This is a genomic window from Rhodopila sp., from assembly GCF_965277165.1.
In the GTDB taxonomy this organism is placed as follows: domain Bacteria; phylum Pseudomonadota; class Alphaproteobacteria; order Acetobacterales; family Acetobacteraceae; genus Rhodopila.
Window position 1 is genome coordinate 1,149,089 of record NZ_CBDICE010000005.1, and the last position, 18,279, is coordinate 1,167,367.

Genomic DNA, 18,279 nt, shown 5'->3' on the forward strand with positions numbered 1-18,279 from the left:
ACTTCAGTGCGCCGCCGTGGGAGCCTTTGGGTTGGCCATCAGGAGGATCCCGGATTGATTGAACGCCGCCACAGTATTTCTCGGGAAGAGTTCTCCGCTCGATACCGAAGCGGAAGCCGCCCGGTGATCTTGACCGGCGGGATGCAGAGCTGGCCGGCCATGACGCGATGGAACCCGGACTATCTCGATCGGCTCTGTGGTCACGAAACGGTCCAGGTGATGACCGGAAGGGAAACTGATTCGGAGTACGAAATCCACTCGGAGCGGCGGCGCACGGCGATGCGCTTTGGTGACTACGTCCGCAAAGTGAACGAAGCTGGGCAGACCAACGATTTTTATCTGGTCGCCCAGAACGAGTTCATGCGGACCGAGGGTGCCAAGCAGCTATACGAAGATATCGCTGGGTTCCCGGAATTGCTGGACGATCGCCGTGATGGTTTCGTTTTCTTCTGGTTCGGACCCGCAGGCACGGTAACGCCGCTGCATCACGACACCGCTGACATCATCCTGGCACAGGTGCGGGGCCGCAAGCGGGTGACCATGATCCCGGCGGCGCAAAGGGCGCTGGTTTATAACAATGTCGGGGTGTTCGCGGAGGTGGATTGTGAACAACCCGACCTGATTCGTCATCCGCTCTATCGTTACGCAGACAAAGTTGTGTTCGACCTCGATCCCGGCGAGGCATTGTTCATCCCAGTCGGCTGGTGGCATCACGTCCGGGCGCTGGATGTTTGCATCAGCGTTTCGTTCACCAATTTCCATGGCGCCTTTGAAACCGCGTAGAGCATTTCCTGGCTGACCTTGCGGCCCGGGTTTGCAGCGACACGGCACGGCGATCGTTTGATCGGCTGACCTGATCGGCTGATCGGCTGATCGGCTGATCGGCGCGCCATGTGGCACCCGCGGCCGGCGCTGTCCAACGATCCGGCGGCGGGGTAATGCAGGGCGTCGCCAACGATGCAGGATAGCGCACAGCATGAGCCGTCAGCCGCCGGGAAAACGTGCCGATTACCGCTGGTTCCATGCCATCACCACGCGGTGGATGGACAACGATGTGTTCCAGCATGTGAACAACGTGAACTACTTCTCGTTCTTCGACACCGCGGTGACTTATTACGAGATGACCGAGCAGGTGGTTGGTCTGCTGGACGGGCCGGTGCATTGCGTGGTGGCGGAGGTGGCGTGCCGGTATCATGCCTCGCTTGCGTTTCCGGACAGGGTCATGGTCGGCATCCGGGTGGCGACGATCGGGCAAAGCTCGGTGCGCTACGAGATCGGCATCTTTCGCAACGACGACGACGTTGCCGCGGCGGAGGGTCATTTTGTTCATGTTTTCGTGGAGCGGGGCGTGCAGCGGCCGGTGCCGATCCCGCAGGCGGCGCGCGCCAAGCTGACGCTGATCGAGGCATAGGCGTGTCCAGGGCGCGCGAACCGCAACTCAACTGCGTGCCACTCATTCCCGCAATTCAGGCGCAACGCCATAGCAAACGCATAGAGAGCAACCTTCGCGGTCACCCAGGGGCGAGACCCGAACGGTCACGCCCCTGTCGCCGCTACTGGGCGTTGTTGGCGGCGGCCAGCAACCGCTGCTTGACCTGCGGATTGTTCTGCGCCGTCCGCACCACGGTCGAGTATTCCTGCACCGATAGCCCGTGCGACTGAATCGCCTGGACTGCCTCGGCGTTGGCCTGCTCGCTCAAGCCCTTTTTCTGGTCCGGCGTGGCCTGCTCCATCTGGCCCTGGTACTTTTCCTGCAGCTTGGCCACGTCGCGCAGCGCGGCGCCCGCCTTGCCGATCGTTCCGTCCGGGATCGACGCACCCGGAGCGATGCCCGGAGCGGTGCCAGGAGCACTCGGCGCCGCTGGCTGCGCCGGCGACATCTGGTCAGGAGCGGCTATTGCAAGCGCGGGAGCCAAGCCGAGGGCCACGCTGGCTGCGATCAAGAAATGCCGCATCTCAAAGCACCTCCCGCGCCGCATCCAGCAATCGCTGCTCAAGATCCGGATCACCTTCCGCCGCCGTCAGCACGGCATTGTAATCATCGATCGAAATCCCCTGCTCATCGATCACCCGCTCGGCCGCCGCCCGCGCCCGGCTTGCCAGCGCCTCACGAGCGTCGGTGGCGGTTTCGGATTCAGCCTGCGTCGCGTAGTCCTGTTGAATCTTCGCGACACGCCCGGCGGCCGAACCGACCCGCGTCACCATGTCTTGCGACATAGTGGCCTGGTTGGTCTGAAACGGTGCCATGGTGTTCTCCGTTGTTGTGTTCAATCGTGATCCTCGCGGACCACCCGGACTCCAACGAGGCGGCACGCATCGGGTTCATCCGAAATGCGGCCCGCTGGGCAGACGCCCTGTTGCGGCGCAAAAAAACGCAAGACAAGGCGAATCGGGGCGTTAATCCGTCGCAACAAGACCGCCTCACCTGGGGCGCGGCCTGGCCTTTTTTGGAAGTAACTTGCCGACTGCCTGCTTTCCGGGCATCACCGGCACGATGATGCCCGCTTTTGCCGGATGATGCCGTTTGCCTGGCTGATCGGCCTGGTGCTTCCCGCCTGCGGCTTCCCCGCGGCGGCCGGACTGCCCGTGCCACCACTGATGGACGTGGCCCATCTGGTGCGCCCGGCCACTCCGAACACCGCCCTGGCCGCACCGGCCGGCTTCACCCCGACGCCGGACATCGTCACCCCGCATTACGCGCTGGCGCCAAATGCGTTGTTCGCCCTGGTGCAGGCGGTGGCGGCAGCACAGCCTCGCACCTATCAGGCCGCGCTCTATGCCGAGCAGCTCCAGGTGCACTACGTCGCCCGCTCCGCGGTGTTCAATTTCCCCGACCTGATCATGGTGCAGGTGCAGTCCGCCGGCCCCGACGGCAGCCTGCTGATCCTCTACTCGCGCAGTGTGTATGGCCAGTCCGACCTCGGTGTGAACCGCAAGCGCGTCGCAACCTGGCTCGCCGCGCTGCGGACGAAACTCCCCCCTTCCAGCGAGAGATAACCCGTAGATGCGCGGTATCGGCCCCTTCCTGAAAGACGCCTGGCGTCTGACCCGGCCCTATTTCTTGACCTCGGAGGAGCGCTGGGCCGCGCGAGGCCTGTTGGCGGCGATCGTCGCGATGAACCTGACCCTGGTCGGGCTCAGCGTGGTACTGAGCTTCTGGCACCGCGAATTCTACAATTCGCTGCAGGAGAAAGACTGGAAAGCGTTCCTGCAACTGCTGTTCCTGTATCGCCGGACGCCGATCGGGCTGCTGCCCGGGTTCTGCGAGGTCGCCGTGGTCTACATCGGGCTCTATGTCTACTCGGTCTACCTCAACCAGTTGCTGCAGATCCGCTGGCGCCGCTGGCTGACGCGCAAGTTCCTCAACGAATGGATGTCCGATCGCGCCTATTACCATATCAGCCTGACCGCCGATCCGGCGGCGATCGGCACCGATAACCCCGACCAGCGCGTCGCCGAGGATCTGCGCGACTTCACCGACAACACGCTCAGCCTGAGCCTCGGCCTGCTGTCGAACCTGGTTTCGCTGTTCAGTTTCGTCGGCATCCTGTGGAGCCTGTCCGGCTCGGTTACGCTGCTTGGCATCACCATCCCCGGCTACATGGTCTGGGTGGCGCTGGGCTATGCCGCGATCGGCACCTGGCTGACCCATCTGGTCGGGCGGCCGTTGTCGATCTTGAGTTTCCGTCAGCAGCGCGTGGAGGCGGATTTCCGCTACGCCCTGGTCCGGGTGCGCGAAAACATGGAGAACATCGCGCTGTATCACGGCGAGGAAGAAGAAGGTGTCAACCTGCGCGAACGGTTCTCCGCGGTAATCGTCAACTGGCGCCAGATCATGACCCGGACCAAGCTGCTGAACACCCTGACCGGGACCTATGACCAGGTCGCCGGCATCTTCCCGATCGTGGTCGCCGCGCCGCGCTACTTCGCCGGGTCGATGCAGCTCGGCGGCCTGGTGCAGACGGCGGGCGCGTTCGGCCAGGTCCAGGGGTCGATGTCATGGTTCGTCGCCTCGTACGGCCAGCTTGCGGTCTGGCGCGCGATCGTCGAGCGTCTTGCCACCTTCCACAGAGCGATCCTGAAGGCGCAGGCCGAGACCCATGGCGGCTTTGATCCGGCGACTTCGACGGACGGCAATCTGCGGCTGAGCGATGTCACCATGACGCTGCCCGACGGGACCAAACTGCTGGAAGGGGCCGACTTGCTGCTGACACCGGGGCACTCGGTCGTCGTCACCGGCCGATCCGGGGCGGGCAAGACCACGCTGTTCCGCACCCTGGCGGGGATCTGGCCGTTCGGGTCAGGCGAGGTGCGGATCCCGCCCCGCTCGTTCTTCGTGCCGCAACGCCCCTACGTGCCGCTGGGCACCCTGCGGCACGTCATTACCTATCCCAATCCGGTTGGTTCGTTCAGCCCCGAGGAGATGGCCCAGGTGTTGCGAGACGTCGGCCTGGGGCAATTCTGCGACCGGCTGGACCACGACGACAACTGGCCGGTCCGGCTGTCGATGGGTGAACAGCAGCGGCTGGGCTTCGCGCGGGCCCTGCTGGCGAAACCGGACTGGATCTTCCTCGACGAGGCCACCGCCAGCGTCGACCCCGAGGCCGAGGAAGAACTCTATCAGGCGCTGAAGCACCGGCTGCCCGATGCCACCCTGGTGTCGATCGCCCACCGTCCCTCGGTCGCCGCGTTCCACGACAAACGGCTCAGTCTCTCCCGCCAGGTCGGCAAGACCGGCACGCTGGTGACCTCCGATGTGGTGCCGGAGCCGGCCGGTGACTGACGCCCCAAACGTCGATGGGCCGCGGTTCGACAGCATCAGCGAACCGAAGCCGACCCGGGCTGGCCTGACCGCCGAATATGCCGCCATCAACGCCCGGCTGGATCGGGCTGAACGCGGCGCCGCGCTGGCCGAATGGGACGCGCTGCGGCGGCGGTTCGACACCTGGACGGCGCTGGCGCATCTGCGTTTCGCCCAGGACACCGCCGATGCGACGGCGCGGGCGGATCGGGACTACGCCGACACGCTGGCACCCGAGGCAGCCGACCTCGAAACCGCGGTCAAGCGCCGCCTGCTGGCCGATCCCGATCAGTCCGACCTCGCCGCCCTGGTCGGGCCGCACGCCCTGCGTCTGTGGCAAACCGACGTCACCACCTTCGATCCCGCCATCAAGCCCGATCTGGAACAAGAGGCTCGGCTGTCCGCCCACTACACCGAGTTGCTGGCCTCGGCCAAGCTGGAGATCGCCGGACAGAGCGTGAACCTGGCCGGCCTCGGACCCTATGCGGAACACCCCGACCGGTCGGTGCGGCATCAGGCGGAGCAAGTACGCTGGGGGTTCTTCGCGGCCAACGCCGAGGCGTTGGACTCGCTCTACGACCAGTTGGTCAAACTGCGCCACGCGATGGCCCGCAAGTTGGGATTTGCCGACTACACCGCACTTGGTTATCGGCGGCTGCGACGGGTGGACTACGGGTCGGCCGACGTCGCGCGCTACCGCGAGCAGGTGGTTCGCCACGTCGTGCCCCTGGTGGCGCGCCTGCTGGAGGCTCGCCGCGTCGCCAACGGTTGGGACCGGTTGCGGTTTTGGGACGAGGCGCTGATCGATCCCGCCGGCAACCCCAGGCCGGAGGGCGACCACGACACGCTGGTGGCCGCCGCGCAGACCATGTTCGAGGCCATGGACCCCCGCCTCGCCGGCTTCTACCGGCTGATGAGCGAGGGCGGGTTCATGGACCTGAAGAACCGTCCCGGCAAGGCCGGCGGCGGCTTCTGCACGTCGTTCCCGACCCAGGGCGTGCCGTTCATCTTCGCCAACTTCAACGGCACCCATCACGACGTCGGCGTGTTCACCCACGAGATGGGGCACGCCTTCCAGAACTGGGAAAGCCGCGACCAACCCGGCGTGGACTACCTGTGGCCGACGATGGAGGCGGCCGAGATCAACTCGATGGCGCTGGAGTTCCTGGCCCATCCCGGCATCGGCAAGCTGGTCGGTGAGGACGCCGCCGACCGCTTCCGCCGCATGCACCTGATCGGGGCGTTGGCGCTGCTGCCGTATGGGGTCTGCGTCGATCACTTCCAGCACGAGGTCTATGCCCACCCCGACGCCTCGCCCGCCGACCGGCACGCGATGTGGGTTCGGCTGGAGGCGATCTACATGCCGTGGACCGATTATGGCGACCTGGCGTTCCTGCGCCAGGGCGGCCGCTGGCAGGCCAAGCCGCACATCTATGGATCGCCGTTCTACTACATCGACTACACCCTGGCGCAGTGCTGCGCGATGCAGTTCTGGGTGCGCTCGAGGCGTGACTACACGGCCGCGATGGAAGCCTATGTGCGGCTTTGCGCGCGCGGCGGATCAGCGCCGTTCCAGGACCTGGTTCGGTCGGCGGGGCTGGTGTCGCCGTTCGCTGATGGGGCGCTGGCGGACGTCGTGAAAGAGGCGGCGGCGGTGCTGGGAGTTTAGTGGTAAAGTTTATCTTATATTAGGTATTGTGAAATCCAGCTGACGTAATCTGAGGGGGCAAATATCTGTGGGGCCCCGAAGATCATCTTCAAGTCCCGCAAGTCCTCGGCTCCGACTGATGCCGTACTCATCGTGCCCTAGCCCGCGCGACCGATTATAGAGTTTGAGCGGTCGCCGATCTGACCGCAACCTTCGACCGGCCGGTCCGCCGTATCCAAGCAAATCGGCGAAAGGTTTCGCGGGGGCACGAACAGCGGCCAGAGGAGCCGCGGCCAGAGGAGCACAAGACTTTGGCCCGGTCCGGGTTTGAGGTGTGGCTATCGCCCCTCGACGCATCGCGCCACCATCGCGTGAGAAATATCAGTTGCGTCGTTCGCCTGATCTTCCGAAGTCTTGAGCGGCGAATTGATCTTATGTCGACATATAAGGACGCAGCGGATGGTTGATACCGGGATCAAGCGGCTGGACGCGATCGAGCCACGGCGCGGCGCGGCCGTGCTGTTGGAAGTACTGCGCAGCGAGGGCTGTCGCTATATCTTTGGCAACCCCGGCACGACCGAACTGGCTCTGATGGATGCGCTCACCGGGGCGCCCGACATCCGCTACATCTGGGGCCTGCAGGAAGCCAGCGCGGTGGCCATGGCGGACGGTTACGCCAATGCTTCGGGCCGCCCAGGCTTCGTCAATCTGCATACCGCGGGCGGCCTCGGTCATGGCATGGGAGCCCTGATCAATGCCCAGGTATCCAACACGCCTCTCGTGGTCACCGCGGGCCAACAGGATATGCGCCACAACCTGACTGATCCGCTACTGTCGGGCGACCTCGTTAGGATTGCCGGCCCGGCGATGAAGTGGGCCACCGAGATCATCAATCCCGACCAGATTCCATTGCTGGTCCGCCGCGCCTTCCATGACTGTACAGCCGCACCGTCCGGTCCCGTCTTCCTGTCGCTGCCGATGAACGTCATGGAGCAAACCAGCACGGTCGAGATCGCCGAACTCTCAACGATCGATCGCGCCGCCGTGGCCGGATCGCTCGATCGGCTCTCCGACATGTTGGCCGCGATCAAGCCTGGCCGGCTTGCGCTTATAGCGGGCGATGAGATCTCGCCCTCCGGCGCCAGTGCCGAGACCGTCGCCTTGGCCGAAGCGTTCGCGGCACCCGTGTTCGGCTCCTCCTGGCCGGCGCACATTCCGTTTCCGACAGCGCATCCGCTGTGGCACGGCAACCTGCCGACCAAGGCATCCGAAATTCGCGCCATCCTTGAATCCTACGACGCCGTTTTCGCGCTCGGCGGAAAGTCGCTGATCACGATTCTCTATTCTGAAGGACCGGCGGTGCCGCCGAGCTGCAAGGTCTTCCAGCTGTCGTCCGACGTGCGAGACCTCGGCCGGACCTACGCAACGGAATTGTCCTGCATGGGCGATATCAAGGCATCGCTTACGGTTCTGTTGCCGATGCTCGACCGCAAGCTCGCGCGCCACAGGGGGGCCATCGCGGCGCTCTGGGAAACCGCGGCAACTGACCACGAAACCCGCCGCGCGGCGCTGCGGGAGAGAGTTAAATCCGAGTCAGTGGCCGCGGTGACGACGCCCTTCGTGGCGGCCGCGGAAGTGGTGCGCGCGATCGGGCCGCATGTCGCCATCATCGACGAGGCGCCCGCCACCATGGTCAGCGTCCGCTCGCTGCTCGAATCATCATCGCCGCGGCAGTATTCCGCCTGTCGCGGCGGTGGCCTTGGCTGGGGCATGCCGGCCGCGGTCGGCTGGTCACTCGGGCTCGACCGCCAACCGGTCGTGGCGCTTCTGGGCGATGGTGCGTCGATGTATTCCCCGCAGGCTCTCTGGACGGCGGCCTACGAGGGCCTCCCGGTGACCTTCGTGGTGATGAACAACCGCGAGTACAACATTCTGAAGAACTTCTCGAAGTCGCAGCCGCACTATCTTAGCCCGCGCGCCAACCGCTTCATCGCGATGGACATTAGCGACCCTCCGATCGATTTTCTGGCGCTGGCCGCTGCGATGGGCGTGCCCGCCCGCCGCGTGGCGCGGGCCGTCGACATCGCAGGCGCCGTGGAAGATGGCATTGCCTCAAACCGACCGAACCTGATCGAAATCCCAATCGGCACAACGTAGCGGCAACCCCAAGCAACCCCCTCGGTTTGGGCAATACAATGCGAGGTTCCGGCACGCTTGCCTCGCAACTGTCATAGAGTCGCGCTAGTCTTGCGCTCGGTTCGTGCGGCACCGGTCGGCTCCGACATGACAGGATGGACCCCATGACCGCGGAAGACCCAGGACTCACCCTTGAACTCAGTCGTCGCACCCTGCTTGCAGCGGCAGGCATCGGATCAGGGGCAGTGGTAGCGGCTTCCGTCAACGTTATTGGGGATGCCCAGGCCGCCGCGGTTCCTGGCCAATCGCCTGGGCGGATGCCCACGGTGGGGGGGCTGCATTTGCAGTTCGGCGCGGATGCGTCGTCTGACGTCACGGTGTCCTGGCACACCCTGCAACCGGTCCGCAATCCGCGCGTCGTGCTGGGCCGCCCCGATGGCAAGTTCGAGCAAACCGTGGACGCCAAGCCGACCAGCTACGTCGATGGCAAATCGAAGCAGGTGGTCCATGCCTATCATGCCAAGATCAGCGGACTTCAGGCCGACTCCACCTACATGTATGGCGCCATGCATGACGGCGCGGCGCCGGAATTCGGCACGTTCCGGACGTCGCCACGCGGCCGGGCGCCGTTCACCTTCACCAGTTTCGGCGATCAGGGCACACCGACCACCGGCAAGAAGTTCGTCCCGCCACCGGGGGTCACGCTGCCGGCCCCGGTGTTCGTCAACGACAATCTCGGCTCACCGGCCGCGGCGGACACGACACTCGGCGTCGAGCAACTGCGGCCGCTGTTCCACTTGTTCAATGGCGATCTGTGTTACGCCAATCTGGCCGCGGACCGGGTGCGGACCTGGTCGGACTTCTGGGCGAACAACACGCGCAGCGCGCGCAATCGCCCGTGGATGCCCTCACCCGGCAACCACGAGAACGAACTCGGCAACGGACCGATCGGCTATCAGGCCTATCAGACCTATTTCTCGGTGCCGGACGCCACCGGCCAGACCGAGGTGACACGCGGGCTCTGGTATGCCTTCACCGCCGGTTCGGTGCGGGTGATCAGTATCGCCAACGACGACGTCACCTACCAGGACGGCGGCAATTCCTACGTCAGGGGCTATTCGTCCGGGGCACAGAAAGCCTGGCTGGAGAAAGAGTTGGCGGCCACGCGAGCGAACCGCGATATCGACTGGGTGGTGGTTTGCATGCACCAGGTCGCGATCTCGACGGCTGACAAATTCAACGGCGCCGATCTCGGGATCCGCGAGGAATGGGTGCCGCTGTTCGATCGGTACAACGTCGACCTGGTGGTGTGTGGGCACGAACATCATTACGAACGTTCCCACCCGATCCGTGGCCAGGAGGCGAACCAGACATTGACGCCGAAACCCGCCTCGCTCGCCACCGAGGTGATCGACACCAGCAAGGGAACGGTACACATGGTGATCGGTGGCGGTGGAACGTCGGTGCCGTCGAACCAGCTGTTTTTCAATCCGCCGCAGTGCCGCGTGATCGTATCGGTCGGGGCGGTCGATCCGGCAACGAAAAAGCGGGTGCCGGTCTACGTCAAGGAGGACGCGCCCTGGTCGGCGGTGCGCAACGCGGCGCACGCCTATGGCTTCGCCGCGTTCAGTGTTGATCCGGGATCCGAACGTGGGGGGTTCACCACCATGCAGGTGGTGTACTACGACGTCGTGGGACCGGATGGTGCGCTGGCGGCGTTCGAGACGTTCACGCTGCGGCGGCCGCGCCAGGACTAGCATCGCGCAGCAGAGGAGCGGCGCGATATCTCGCCCGTTTTTCGAACATCAGATCACGCGCCGCAGCGCGGACGCCCGGCGCTTGCTTGCAATCGGCTGGCAGATGAGCCGCAGCGTGCGATGCGTGGTCAGCCGAAGTTCAGCTTCAGTCCCGGCGTCGGCCACTGCATCGACCCCAACCGCCCGCTGTCGGACAGCGTGATATAGGCGGTGCGCATGTCGGCGCCGCCGAAGCAGATGTTGGTCGGATACTGGTCGGGCATCTTCTCCGCGCGCACGATCTCACCGCCGGGCGAAATCTCGGTGATGTAGCCGGTGTTCAAGGTCGCGACCGCGATGTTGCCGTTCGCCATCACCGCCAGGCTGTCGAACCGGGCGTTGCCGGGCAGGCCGGCGATCACCCGGCCGCTGTGGTGGGCGTGCGGGGCGGGCTTGCGAAGCAGGCCCGGTGCCTCGATGTCGAACGCCCACAACCGAGCGCCCTCGGTGTCGGCGGCGTAGAGGGTCTTGCCATCCGGCGACAGGCCGCAGCCGTTGGGGCTGAGGATCGGGAATGCGATCTCGGTCACCTTCGACCCGTCGGGCAGCGCGTAGTACAGTCCGCCGTGGTCGCGATGGCGCGCGTAGCGCTTGCCGAGGTCGGTGAAGTAGAAGCCACCCTGGGTATCGAACACGATATCGTTCGGCGCCGACAGCTTGTTGCCGCCGACCTCGGTGTAAAGCGTCTTCGCGTCACCAGTTTTCGCGTCGATCCGCTGGATATAGCCGAACCTGTAGTCCGGATGCGGTGCGACGCCCATCGAGTAGCCCTCGACATAGCGGCTGCCGCCATTGTTGCACAAATACAGCGCGCCATCGGGGCCAAACGCCAGCCCGTTCGGACCGCCGCCGCAGCGCGAGAACACGTTGGCCTTGCCGTCCGTTGTGACCTTGGAGAGCTGGTTGTTGCGGATCTCGGTCAGGATGATCGAACTGTCGGGGCACACCACGGGGCCCTCCGGAAAGCCAAAACCGGTTGCGATGATGGTGACGTCGCTCATGCGGTGTTTCCTCCTTTTCGGGGTTGAGGCAGTGTCGTCCGAATGATCTTCGCGTCAAGCGACGCGCTGAGACGAAGCGTCAAGCGACGCGCAAGAACCCGGCGTCAAGCGAGGCGCCACGATTGTCGGAGCCACCACCATGAGGGCTGTCAGGTTCACCCGCCACGGCAAGCCGGACGTGCTGAAGGTGGAAACCATCGCCGACCTGTCGCCGGGCGCGGACGAAGCGCTGATCCGGGTCGAGGCCGCCTCGATCAACCCCAGCGACTGGAAGAACGTCGACGGCGCGATGGCACAGACCACGCTGCCGCGCACTCCCGGACGCGACTTCGCCGGCGTGGTCACGGCCGGACCCGCGGGCTGGATCGGTGCCGAGGTCTGGGGCACCGGCGGTGACAGCGGGTTCACCCGGGATGGTTCGCACGCGGAATATATGTTGGTTCCCGCCGCCAGCCTGCGGCGCAAGCCGGCAGTGCTGGATTTCGATCAGGCGGCCTGCGTCGGGGTCAGCTTCATTACCGCATGGAAAGGTTTGGTCGAGGCCGCCGATCTGCGTGCGGGCGAAACGGTTCTGATCATCGCCGCCAGCGGCGGGGTCGGCAATGCCGGCGTGCAGATCGCCAAGCGCATCGGCGCCCGCATCATCGGCACGGATCGCCGGCCACCGCGTCCGGGCTCTGCAATCATCGCGGTGGGAACCTCGGTGATCGCCGACGCGGCCGAAATTCCCGCGGCGGTGCGGCAGGTTACCCGCGGGCGCGGCGCCGACGTGGTGCTGGATTGCGTCGGTGGCGTGATGTTCCGCCACGCGGCGGAGTGCGTGGCTCGGCGCGGCCGGCTGGTGGCAATGAGTGCCACCGGCGGGCGAGAGGTGAGTTTCAACCTGGCGGACTTCTACCACAACGAAAGCCGGCTGTTCGGCATCGACACACTGCAGCTGGATCAGACCGCATCGGCCGCCCTGCTGGAAGCGCTGCGCCCCGGCTTCGAAGCGGGCGACTACCGCCCGGTCCCGATCGTGGAGGTGTTTGCCCTGGCCGACGCGGTGGCGGCGTATCAAAACGCCGCGAATGGGGCCGCCGGCCGCGTCGTGCTGCGGCCCTGGGGATAGCACCTGATCGCGTCTTGGCCGAAACGTTCAAGCTAAAACGCAGCAAAACAACCGAGAGCGGGCACGGTTACTATGTCTTCGCCTGCTTCGCCCTTGCCATCCGCGCCAGCACCTTGTCGCGGACCGCTTCGGGCAGGCCGTTGGGGTCCATCGGCATGCCGTAGACCAGCTCGTTATGCGCGTGCAGCAGATGGTGCAGGCTGAAGGCGTGCATCTGCGCGTTGCGCCGCCCTTGCACATCCTGCACGTGGTTCACCGCCTGCTTGGTCGCCTTCAGCGCGAACGCTGGCTTGCTGGCGATCTTTTCCGCCAGGGCAAGGGTGACAGCGACCAGTTCATCGCGCGGCACCACGCGGTTGACCATGCCGTGCGTCGCGGCGTCCTGTGCGCTGATCTCGTCGGCGGTGAACAGGAACTCCTTGGCCTTGCGGATGCCCAATTCCCACGGGTGGTTGAAGAACTCGACGCCGCAGATGCCAAAATCGATCACCGGGTCCTTGAACGACGCATCGTCCGCGGCGATGATCAGGTCGCAGACCCAGGCCAGCATCAGGCCGCCTGCTATACACTTGCCCTGCACCTGCGCGATGGTTGGTTTCGGGAGGTTGCGCCAGCGTTCGCACATCTCCAGGTAGATTTCCATTTCGCGTCCGTAGCGTGCCTCCGCGCCGTTGGCGTCGAAACCGGCCCAGGTGCCGACGGTGTCGAAATCGCGCCAGGTCTGGCTGCCGTCGCCGCCTAGGTCGTGCCCGGCCGAGAAGTTGCGTCCGTCACCGGCCAGGATGATCGCCTTGATCGCGTCGTCGTGCGCGGCGCGGTCGAAGGCGGCGTTCAGTTCGTAGGTCATTTGCAAGCCCTGGGCGTTGTGCGCCTCGGGCCTGGCCATCACGATCCGAGCGACGTGCGGCGCCGGGGTTTCGAAGCGCACCTGCGCGGTGGGGTTTGTTGGGTCTGTCACGTTGAACGATCCTCGCTTTTGTTCCGGTATCGGCTTGTCCTGATCGGAAAGTTCCGCCCAACCGCGATGCTGCTTCAGGCGTTCTTGCCGCCATAACGACGCACTCGCAGATCGGCCTGCTGCTGATGCCCGGCGAAGTTCTCGATCGCGCACAGGCGGGAACAGTATTCGCCGATCATCGCGGTCGCCTCGGGGCTGACCTGCTGATAGGTCACCGTCTTGAGGAACTTGCCCACCCACAGGCCGCCGGTGTAGCGCGCCGCCCGCTTGGTCGGCAGCGTGTGGTTGGTGCCGATCACCTTGTCGCCATACGCGACATTGGTCTCCGGCCCCAGGAACAAGGCGCCGTAATTGGTCATCCGATCGAGGAACCAGGGCGGGTCCCGGGTCAATACCTGGACGTGTTCGGAGGCGATGCGGTCGGCCTCGGACAGCAGTTCGTCTTCGCTGTCGCAGAGGATCACCTGGCCATGGTCGCGCCACGCGACGCGGGCGATATCGGCGGTCGGCAGCACCGCCAACTGCCGCTCGATCTCGGCGTCGATGGCCTCGACGATCCGGCGTGAGGTGGTCAGCAGCACCGCCGGTGAGGTCGGCCCATGCTCGGCCTGGCCCAGCAGGTCGGTGGCGCACATCTCGGCGTCCACGCTGTCATCGGCGATGATGAGGGTCTCGGTCGGGCCGGCCAGCAGGTCGATGCCGACGCGGCCGAACAACTGGCGCTTGGCTTCGGCGACGAAGGCGTTGCCGGGGCCGACCAGCATATCCACCGCCGGGATGGTGTCGGTGCCCAGGCCCATCGCGGCGACCGCCTGGACGCCGCCCAGCAGGTAGATCTCGTCGGCGCCGCCCAGCGCCATCGCCGCCACCGTTGCGGCCGGGGGCACGCCGTTCAGCGGCGGCGTGCAGGCGGCCACGCGGGCAACGCCGGCGACCTTCGCCGTCAGTACCGACATGTGCGCCGAGGCGACCATCGGATAGCGCCCGCCCGGCACGTAGCAGCCGACGCTGTTGACCGGGATGTTCCTGTGGCCGAGACGGATGCCGGGTAGCGTTTCGATTTCGATATCATGCAGCGCGTCCTTCTGCGCCTGGGCGAAGCGGCGGATTTGCGCCTGGGCGAACTTGATATCGCTGATCACCTGGTCGGGCAGGCCCGCGATCAGGGACTGGACCTCGTCCGGCCGCAGCCGGAACGCGGGTGGCTTCCAGTTGTCGAACCGGGCCGACAGATCGCGTACCGCAGCATCGCCGCGGGCAGCGATATCCTCCAGGATGGCTTCGACGGTTTGGCGGACCTTACGGTCGGCCTCGGTCTTTTCGGCCTCGGTGCTGCCGTGCTTGATGGTGCGGATCATGCGCCTGCCTCTCGCGTGGTTGGGGCGCGATAGGCGGCCTGGCAGATTTTCGCAAGTTCGGGGTGGCGCGGATTTTCCTAGGCGAAACGGAAGCGTCGGGCTGCAGCCTCGTCGCCGGCCACAGCCTGGTTCGCTGGCAGGTGCGGCCCGCGTCGCCTGTCAGTAAGTTACTTCTTCGGTATAGTTGTTTTGAGAAACGCGAACCCCGAGGCGCTGCATGACGGCGCCCACATCCATGGCCCGCCCAGCCCCGCCGTGAACATGACCCGCGGTCCGATGCGGTCAGTCAGGCGCCGGTGGACAGCTGCAGCGCGGCGAACGCCACCGCATAGCCGTCCACCACCCATTGCAGTCCGGTCACACCGGTCTGCAGCCGAACGCCGATGGTCGGCAACGCCAGGTTGACGATCGACACGTCGAGCTGGACCAGCACGAAGGCCAGGCTGGTCGCCAGGACGGCAGCACCGAATGATGTGTTTTCTATGCCCGCGACAATGCGGGCGCGGGGATCGGAAATCGCCGCCGATCGGTTCGGCGCCGACCGAAGCGTGCGCCGCCGACGGCTGGGTTCTACCCCTCGTTGAGCACCGGAGCCGCTGTTGGCCGCGGCAGCGGCACCGGGGACCCGCGCGCCGGACGCAGCGCCAGCCCCGCGGCGCCCAGCATCAGCAACATGCCGATGGCTTCTCCCCAATCCAGCTTTTCGTCAAACAGCGTGCAGCCGATCGCCACCGCGATCACCGGAGAGATGAAGGCATAGGTTCCCGGCCGGCTTGCCCCCCAGTCGCGCACCAGCAGGAAGTACATCGTGGTGGATAGCAGCGACCCGGCGATGAGCAGATAGAGCCAGCCGAGGAAAGCCGGCCAGCCCCATTGCAGGTGCATCGACTGCCACGCTCCAGGCTCGACCGCCAGCGCCGAGACCAGCAGCACCAGCCCGCCGATCAGGTCGGTCAGGCCGGCCAACTGCACCGGTTCGAGCGTTCGCATCATCGGCCGCGTCATCACCGATCCGGCGGTGTAGCAGAGCACACCGACGGTGACGCCGACCGCGCCGATCACCTGCCACCCGTCCAGCGTGCCGGCCATCGCCGCAGGGCCAAACAGCATCGCCACTCCGACGACGCCCAGACCGATCGCCGCCGCCTGTCGCGAGTTGATCCGTTCTTGCCCGGCGACGACCGCGAACACCAGCAACGCGATCGGCGTCAGCGCCGAACTGATTACCGCCGCCAGCCCGGCGGTGATGTATTTCAACCCGTACAACTGGGTGATCTGGTTCAACGTGATCAGCACCACCGAGACCAGCAGCAGTCTTGGGATCAGCCGCGGCGGCGGCATCACCCGCTGGCCGCGTGCGGCGCGGAATGCCAGAATGATCGCGCCGGCCAGGGTCCAGCGCAGGCCGGCGAACACGCCGGGAGAAATGGTCGAGATACCGACCTTCATCGCCAGCCAGGTGGTACCCCAGACGAAGCAGATGAAGACGAACATCGCGCGCTGCGACGCGGTGGACGGGGCGTTCATTTTGGTCCCGGACGTGCTCCTGCCGAAGCGCAACGCTAGCCCATCCAGCCCAGTCAAAGCCGTGCCCAAGCGGAATGGCCCGTATGCGTCAGCCAGACGCGGTGGGGCTTGCTTTCCGGCGCGCGCGGTTTGGACCCGGTCCCGGCGGCGCTTCCGGCAGCCATGACCTCCGCCATGAATCGGAAATCCCCACGATGGCTCCTGATTGCGCAATCCCCAACAGACGCCCACGGTCAACCGACCGGGGCGCCAAGGCCGGAAGGGCGAAGCCGGTGCCCGGAGGGGCGGCCGCGCCACAGGCTGCGGGCCGAATTGCGGAAAACGACCAGGAGCGGGTTTCGATGACCACCGACCAAGACGTTGCCTTGCACTACCGCCACGGCACTCTGCTCCAGACGCTGCTCGCGGCGGCGACGGCGATGGGAAAGGACCCCGCGCGGCTGCAACCGGCTGATCTGATGGGGGCCGACGAGTTCCACCTCGGCGGCGTTCGGGCCACGCGCGATCTGGCCGCCCAGCTTGGCCTGACACCGGAGATGCACCTGCTGGATATCGGCAGCGGCCTGGGCGGCCCGGCCCGCCAACTTGCCGCGATGTCGGGCTGTCGGGTCACCGGCATCGACCTGTCGGAGGAATTTGTCGACCTCGCCGTCGATCTGACCGATCGGATGGGATTAGCCGACCGGGTCGCCTTCCGGCAGGGCGGCGCGACCGCATTGCCGTTCCCCGCGGCAAGCTTCGATCGCGCGACACTGCTGCATGTCGGCATGAACATCGCCGACAAGCGCGGGCTGACCCAAAGCGTGCACCGCCTGCTGCGGCCCGGCGCATTGTTCGCGATCTACGACGTGATGCGCTGCGGCCTCGGGGCGCTGGATTTCCCGCTGCCGTGGGCAAGTGGGCCCGACACCAGTTTCGTCGAGCCGGCCGAGGCTTACCGCGAGGCCCTGACCGAAGCCGGTTTCACCATCATCGCCGAACGCAACCGGGCCCGCTTCGCGCTGGAATCGCTGGCCGCGGCCCGCGACGGCCGGGGGTCATCGGGCCCGCCGTCGGCAGGATCGGCCTCTTTGCGACCGGCGCCCTCCGGCCCGCCGCCGCTGGGCCCTGGGATCGCCATGGGTGCAAGCGCGGGGCGCAAGATCGCCAACCTAACGAGCCTTTTGGAGCGTGGCGTGGTGGCACCGGTCGAGATGATCGCCAAGAGCGCCGATTAGAGGGCCGACCGGTGACGCAACCTACCCAAGGCGCCCAGGGGCCAAGGCGTATCGCGCGGTTCCCGCGCCATGACCGCCGGCCGCCGCAAACGGCCCCAGGCCGCGACCCGCGCTCAGGCGGTGCGGCGCGGCGCGAGACGCTTCCCGGCCACAGCCGGTCGCGCAGCCGGCGATGCATGGATCGGCGCCGGGGATGAGCCCTCGAGGTCGCGCAGGATCGGGCAGTCGGGCAGTCCGTCGCCGCGACAGGAGTCGGCCAGTTCGGCCATCGCGTCCTTCATCGCGCGTAGTTCGCTGATCCTGGCCTCCAGTTCCGCCACCTGACGCAGCGCGATCGCCTTCACCTCGCGGCTGGGCCGGTTTTTGTCCTGCCACAGGCCGACCAGCAGCTTCACCCGATCCATCGGCACACCGAAATCGCGCGCCCGGCGGATAAACCGCAGCGTGTCCAGATCCCGCTCATCGTAGGTTCGATAGCCTGCGCCGGTGCGTTGCACCGGCGGGATCAGATCGACACTTTCGTAATAGCGGATCATCTTCGCTGTGATCCCCGAGTCCCTGGCCGCCTCGCCGATGTTCATTCGCGCTCTCCTAGCGACTGATGAGGGTTCCCATCATGGCAAGGTCAAGACCTGTTCGGCCGACAAGCGAGCTTGCCCTGGTGTGAGCTTGCTGCCTTGGCTCGCCCTCGCCCCCGGCATCTCTCCAAGGCCTTGACCTTGCCAC

Annotated in this window: 17 protein-coding genes; 9 read left to right on the forward strand and 8 right to left on the reverse strand. The window is 65.9% G+C overall.

Features of this window, described 5'->3' with window-relative positions; genetic code table 11:
• The first annotated feature begins 54 nt into the window (after positions 1-54).
• Both ACQY4Y_RS06015 and ACQY4Y_RS06020 read left to right on the forward strand, forming a co-directional pair.
• Positions 55-783: a cupin-like domain-containing protein gene (locus ACQY4Y_RS06015; protein WP_428489644.1), complete on the forward strand. Its 729-nt coding sequence runs from the start codon at positions 55-57 to the stop codon at positions 781-783.
• A gap of 193 nt (positions 784-976) precedes the next feature.
• Positions 977-1,411 (forward strand): acyl-CoA thioesterase, encoded by a 435-nt coding sequence (locus ACQY4Y_RS06020; protein WP_428489645.1) that lies wholly within the window; start codon positions 977-979, stop codon positions 1,409-1,411.
• 142 nt (positions 1,412-1,553) lie between these two features.
• Here the strand turns inward: ACQY4Y_RS06020 and ACQY4Y_RS06025 are convergent, their stop codons facing one another.
• Both ACQY4Y_RS06025 and ACQY4Y_RS06030 read right to left on the reverse strand, forming a co-directional pair.
• Positions 1,554-1,955 carry a DUF4168 domain-containing protein gene (locus ACQY4Y_RS06025; RefSeq protein ID WP_428489646.1) on the reverse strand — a complete coding sequence of 134 codons (402 nt, stop codon included), beginning with the start codon at positions 1,953-1,955 and terminating at the stop codon, positions 1,554-1,556.
• A gap of 1 nt (position 1,956) precedes the next feature.
• Complete coding sequence (locus ACQY4Y_RS06030) at positions 1,957-2,247, reverse strand: DUF4168 domain-containing protein (RefSeq protein WP_428489647.1); 291 nt, start codon at positions 2,245-2,247, stop codon at positions 1,957-1,959.
• Between the two features lie 267 nt (positions 2,248-2,514).
• Between ACQY4Y_RS06030 and ACQY4Y_RS06035 the strand changes: the two genes are divergently transcribed.
• From ACQY4Y_RS06035 to ACQY4Y_RS06055, 5 genes are all read left to right on the forward strand, one after another.
• Positions 2,515-2,997: a DUF1499 domain-containing protein gene (locus ACQY4Y_RS06035; RefSeq protein ID WP_428489648.1), complete on the forward strand. Its 483-nt coding sequence runs from the start codon at positions 2,515-2,517 to the stop codon at positions 2,995-2,997.
• 7 nt (positions 2,998-3,004) lie between these two features.
• Positions 3,005-4,783, forward strand: a complete 1,779-nt coding sequence (locus ACQY4Y_RS06040) for an ABC transporter ATP-binding protein/permease (protein WP_428489649.1) — start codon at positions 3,005-3,007, stop codon at positions 4,781-4,783.
• Positions 4,776-6,470 (forward strand): M3 family oligoendopeptidase, encoded by a 1,695-nt coding sequence (locus ACQY4Y_RS06045; protein WP_428489650.1) that lies wholly within the window; start codon positions 4,776-4,778, stop codon positions 6,468-6,470. The genes ACQY4Y_RS06040 and ACQY4Y_RS06045 overlap by 8 nt, the downstream gene beginning before the upstream one ends.
• Before the next feature lie 393 nt (positions 6,471-6,863).
• A complete protein-coding gene (locus ACQY4Y_RS06050) occupies positions 6,864-8,606 on the forward strand; it encodes a thiamine pyrophosphate-binding protein (RefSeq protein WP_428489651.1) in 1,743 nt (580 codons plus the stop codon).
• A gap of 143 nt (positions 8,607-8,749) precedes the next feature.
• Positions 8,750-10,342 (forward strand): purple acid phosphatase family protein, encoded by a 1,593-nt coding sequence (locus tag ACQY4Y_RS06055; RefSeq protein WP_428489652.1) that lies wholly within the window; start codon positions 8,750-8,752, stop codon positions 10,340-10,342.
• Between the two features lie 128 nt (positions 10,343-10,470).
• On the opposite strand, the gene ACQY4Y_RS06060 is transcribed toward ACQY4Y_RS06055, so the two are convergent.
• Complete coding sequence (locus tag ACQY4Y_RS06060) at positions 10,471-11,382, reverse strand: SMP-30/gluconolactonase/LRE family protein (RefSeq protein WP_428489653.1); 912 nt, start codon at positions 11,380-11,382, stop codon at positions 10,471-10,473.
• 139 nt (positions 11,383-11,521) lie between these two features.
• Here ACQY4Y_RS06060 and ACQY4Y_RS06065 point away from each other — a divergent pair, with 139 nt between their 5' ends.
• The gene (locus ACQY4Y_RS06065; protein WP_428489654.1) at positions 11,522-12,493 is read left to right on the forward strand and encodes a quinone oxidoreductase family protein; all 972 of its coding nucleotides are present in this window, start codon (positions 11,522-11,524) and stop codon (positions 12,491-12,493) included.
• Positions 12,494-12,563: 70 nt separating this feature from the next.
• Here ACQY4Y_RS06065 and ACQY4Y_RS06070 read toward each other — a convergent pair whose 3' ends face one another.
• From ACQY4Y_RS06070 to ACQY4Y_RS06085, 4 genes are all read right to left on the reverse strand, one after another.
• Positions 12,564-13,451 carry an enoyl-CoA hydratase gene (locus tag ACQY4Y_RS06070; RefSeq protein ID WP_428489655.1) on the reverse strand — a complete coding sequence of 296 codons (888 nt, stop codon included), beginning with the start codon at positions 13,449-13,451 and terminating at the stop codon, positions 12,564-12,566.
• A gap of 74 nt (positions 13,452-13,525) precedes the next feature.
• Positions 13,526-14,809, reverse strand: coding sequence for a histidinol dehydrogenase (hisD, locus tag ACQY4Y_RS06075; protein ID WP_428489656.1), 1,284 nt, complete (start codon positions 14,807-14,809; stop codon positions 13,526-13,528).
• A 286-nt stretch (positions 14,810-15,095) separates the two neighbouring features.
• Positions 15,096-15,242: a hypothetical protein gene (locus ACQY4Y_RS06080; RefSeq protein WP_428489657.1), complete on the reverse strand. Its 147-nt coding sequence runs from the start codon at positions 15,240-15,242 to the stop codon at positions 15,096-15,098.
• 137 nt (positions 15,243-15,379) lie between these two features.
• Positions 15,380-16,336, reverse strand: coding sequence for a DMT family transporter (locus tag ACQY4Y_RS06085; RefSeq protein ID WP_428489658.1), 957 nt, complete (start codon positions 16,334-16,336; stop codon positions 15,380-15,382).
• A 341-nt stretch (positions 16,337-16,677) separates the two neighbouring features.
• Here ACQY4Y_RS06085 and ACQY4Y_RS06090 point away from each other — a divergent pair, with 341 nt between their 5' ends.
• Positions 16,678-17,553 (forward strand): SAM-dependent methyltransferase, encoded by an 876-nt coding sequence (locus ACQY4Y_RS06090; protein WP_428489659.1) that lies wholly within the window; start codon positions 16,678-16,680, stop codon positions 17,551-17,553.
• A gap of 113 nt (positions 17,554-17,666) precedes the next feature.
• On the opposite strand, the gene cueR is transcribed toward ACQY4Y_RS06090, so the two are convergent.
• Positions 17,667-18,134 (reverse strand): Cu(I)-responsive transcriptional regulator, encoded by a 468-nt coding sequence (cueR, locus tag ACQY4Y_RS06095; RefSeq protein ID WP_428489660.1) that lies wholly within the window; start codon positions 18,132-18,134, stop codon positions 17,667-17,669.
• Positions 18,135-18,279 lie beyond the last annotated feature (145 nt).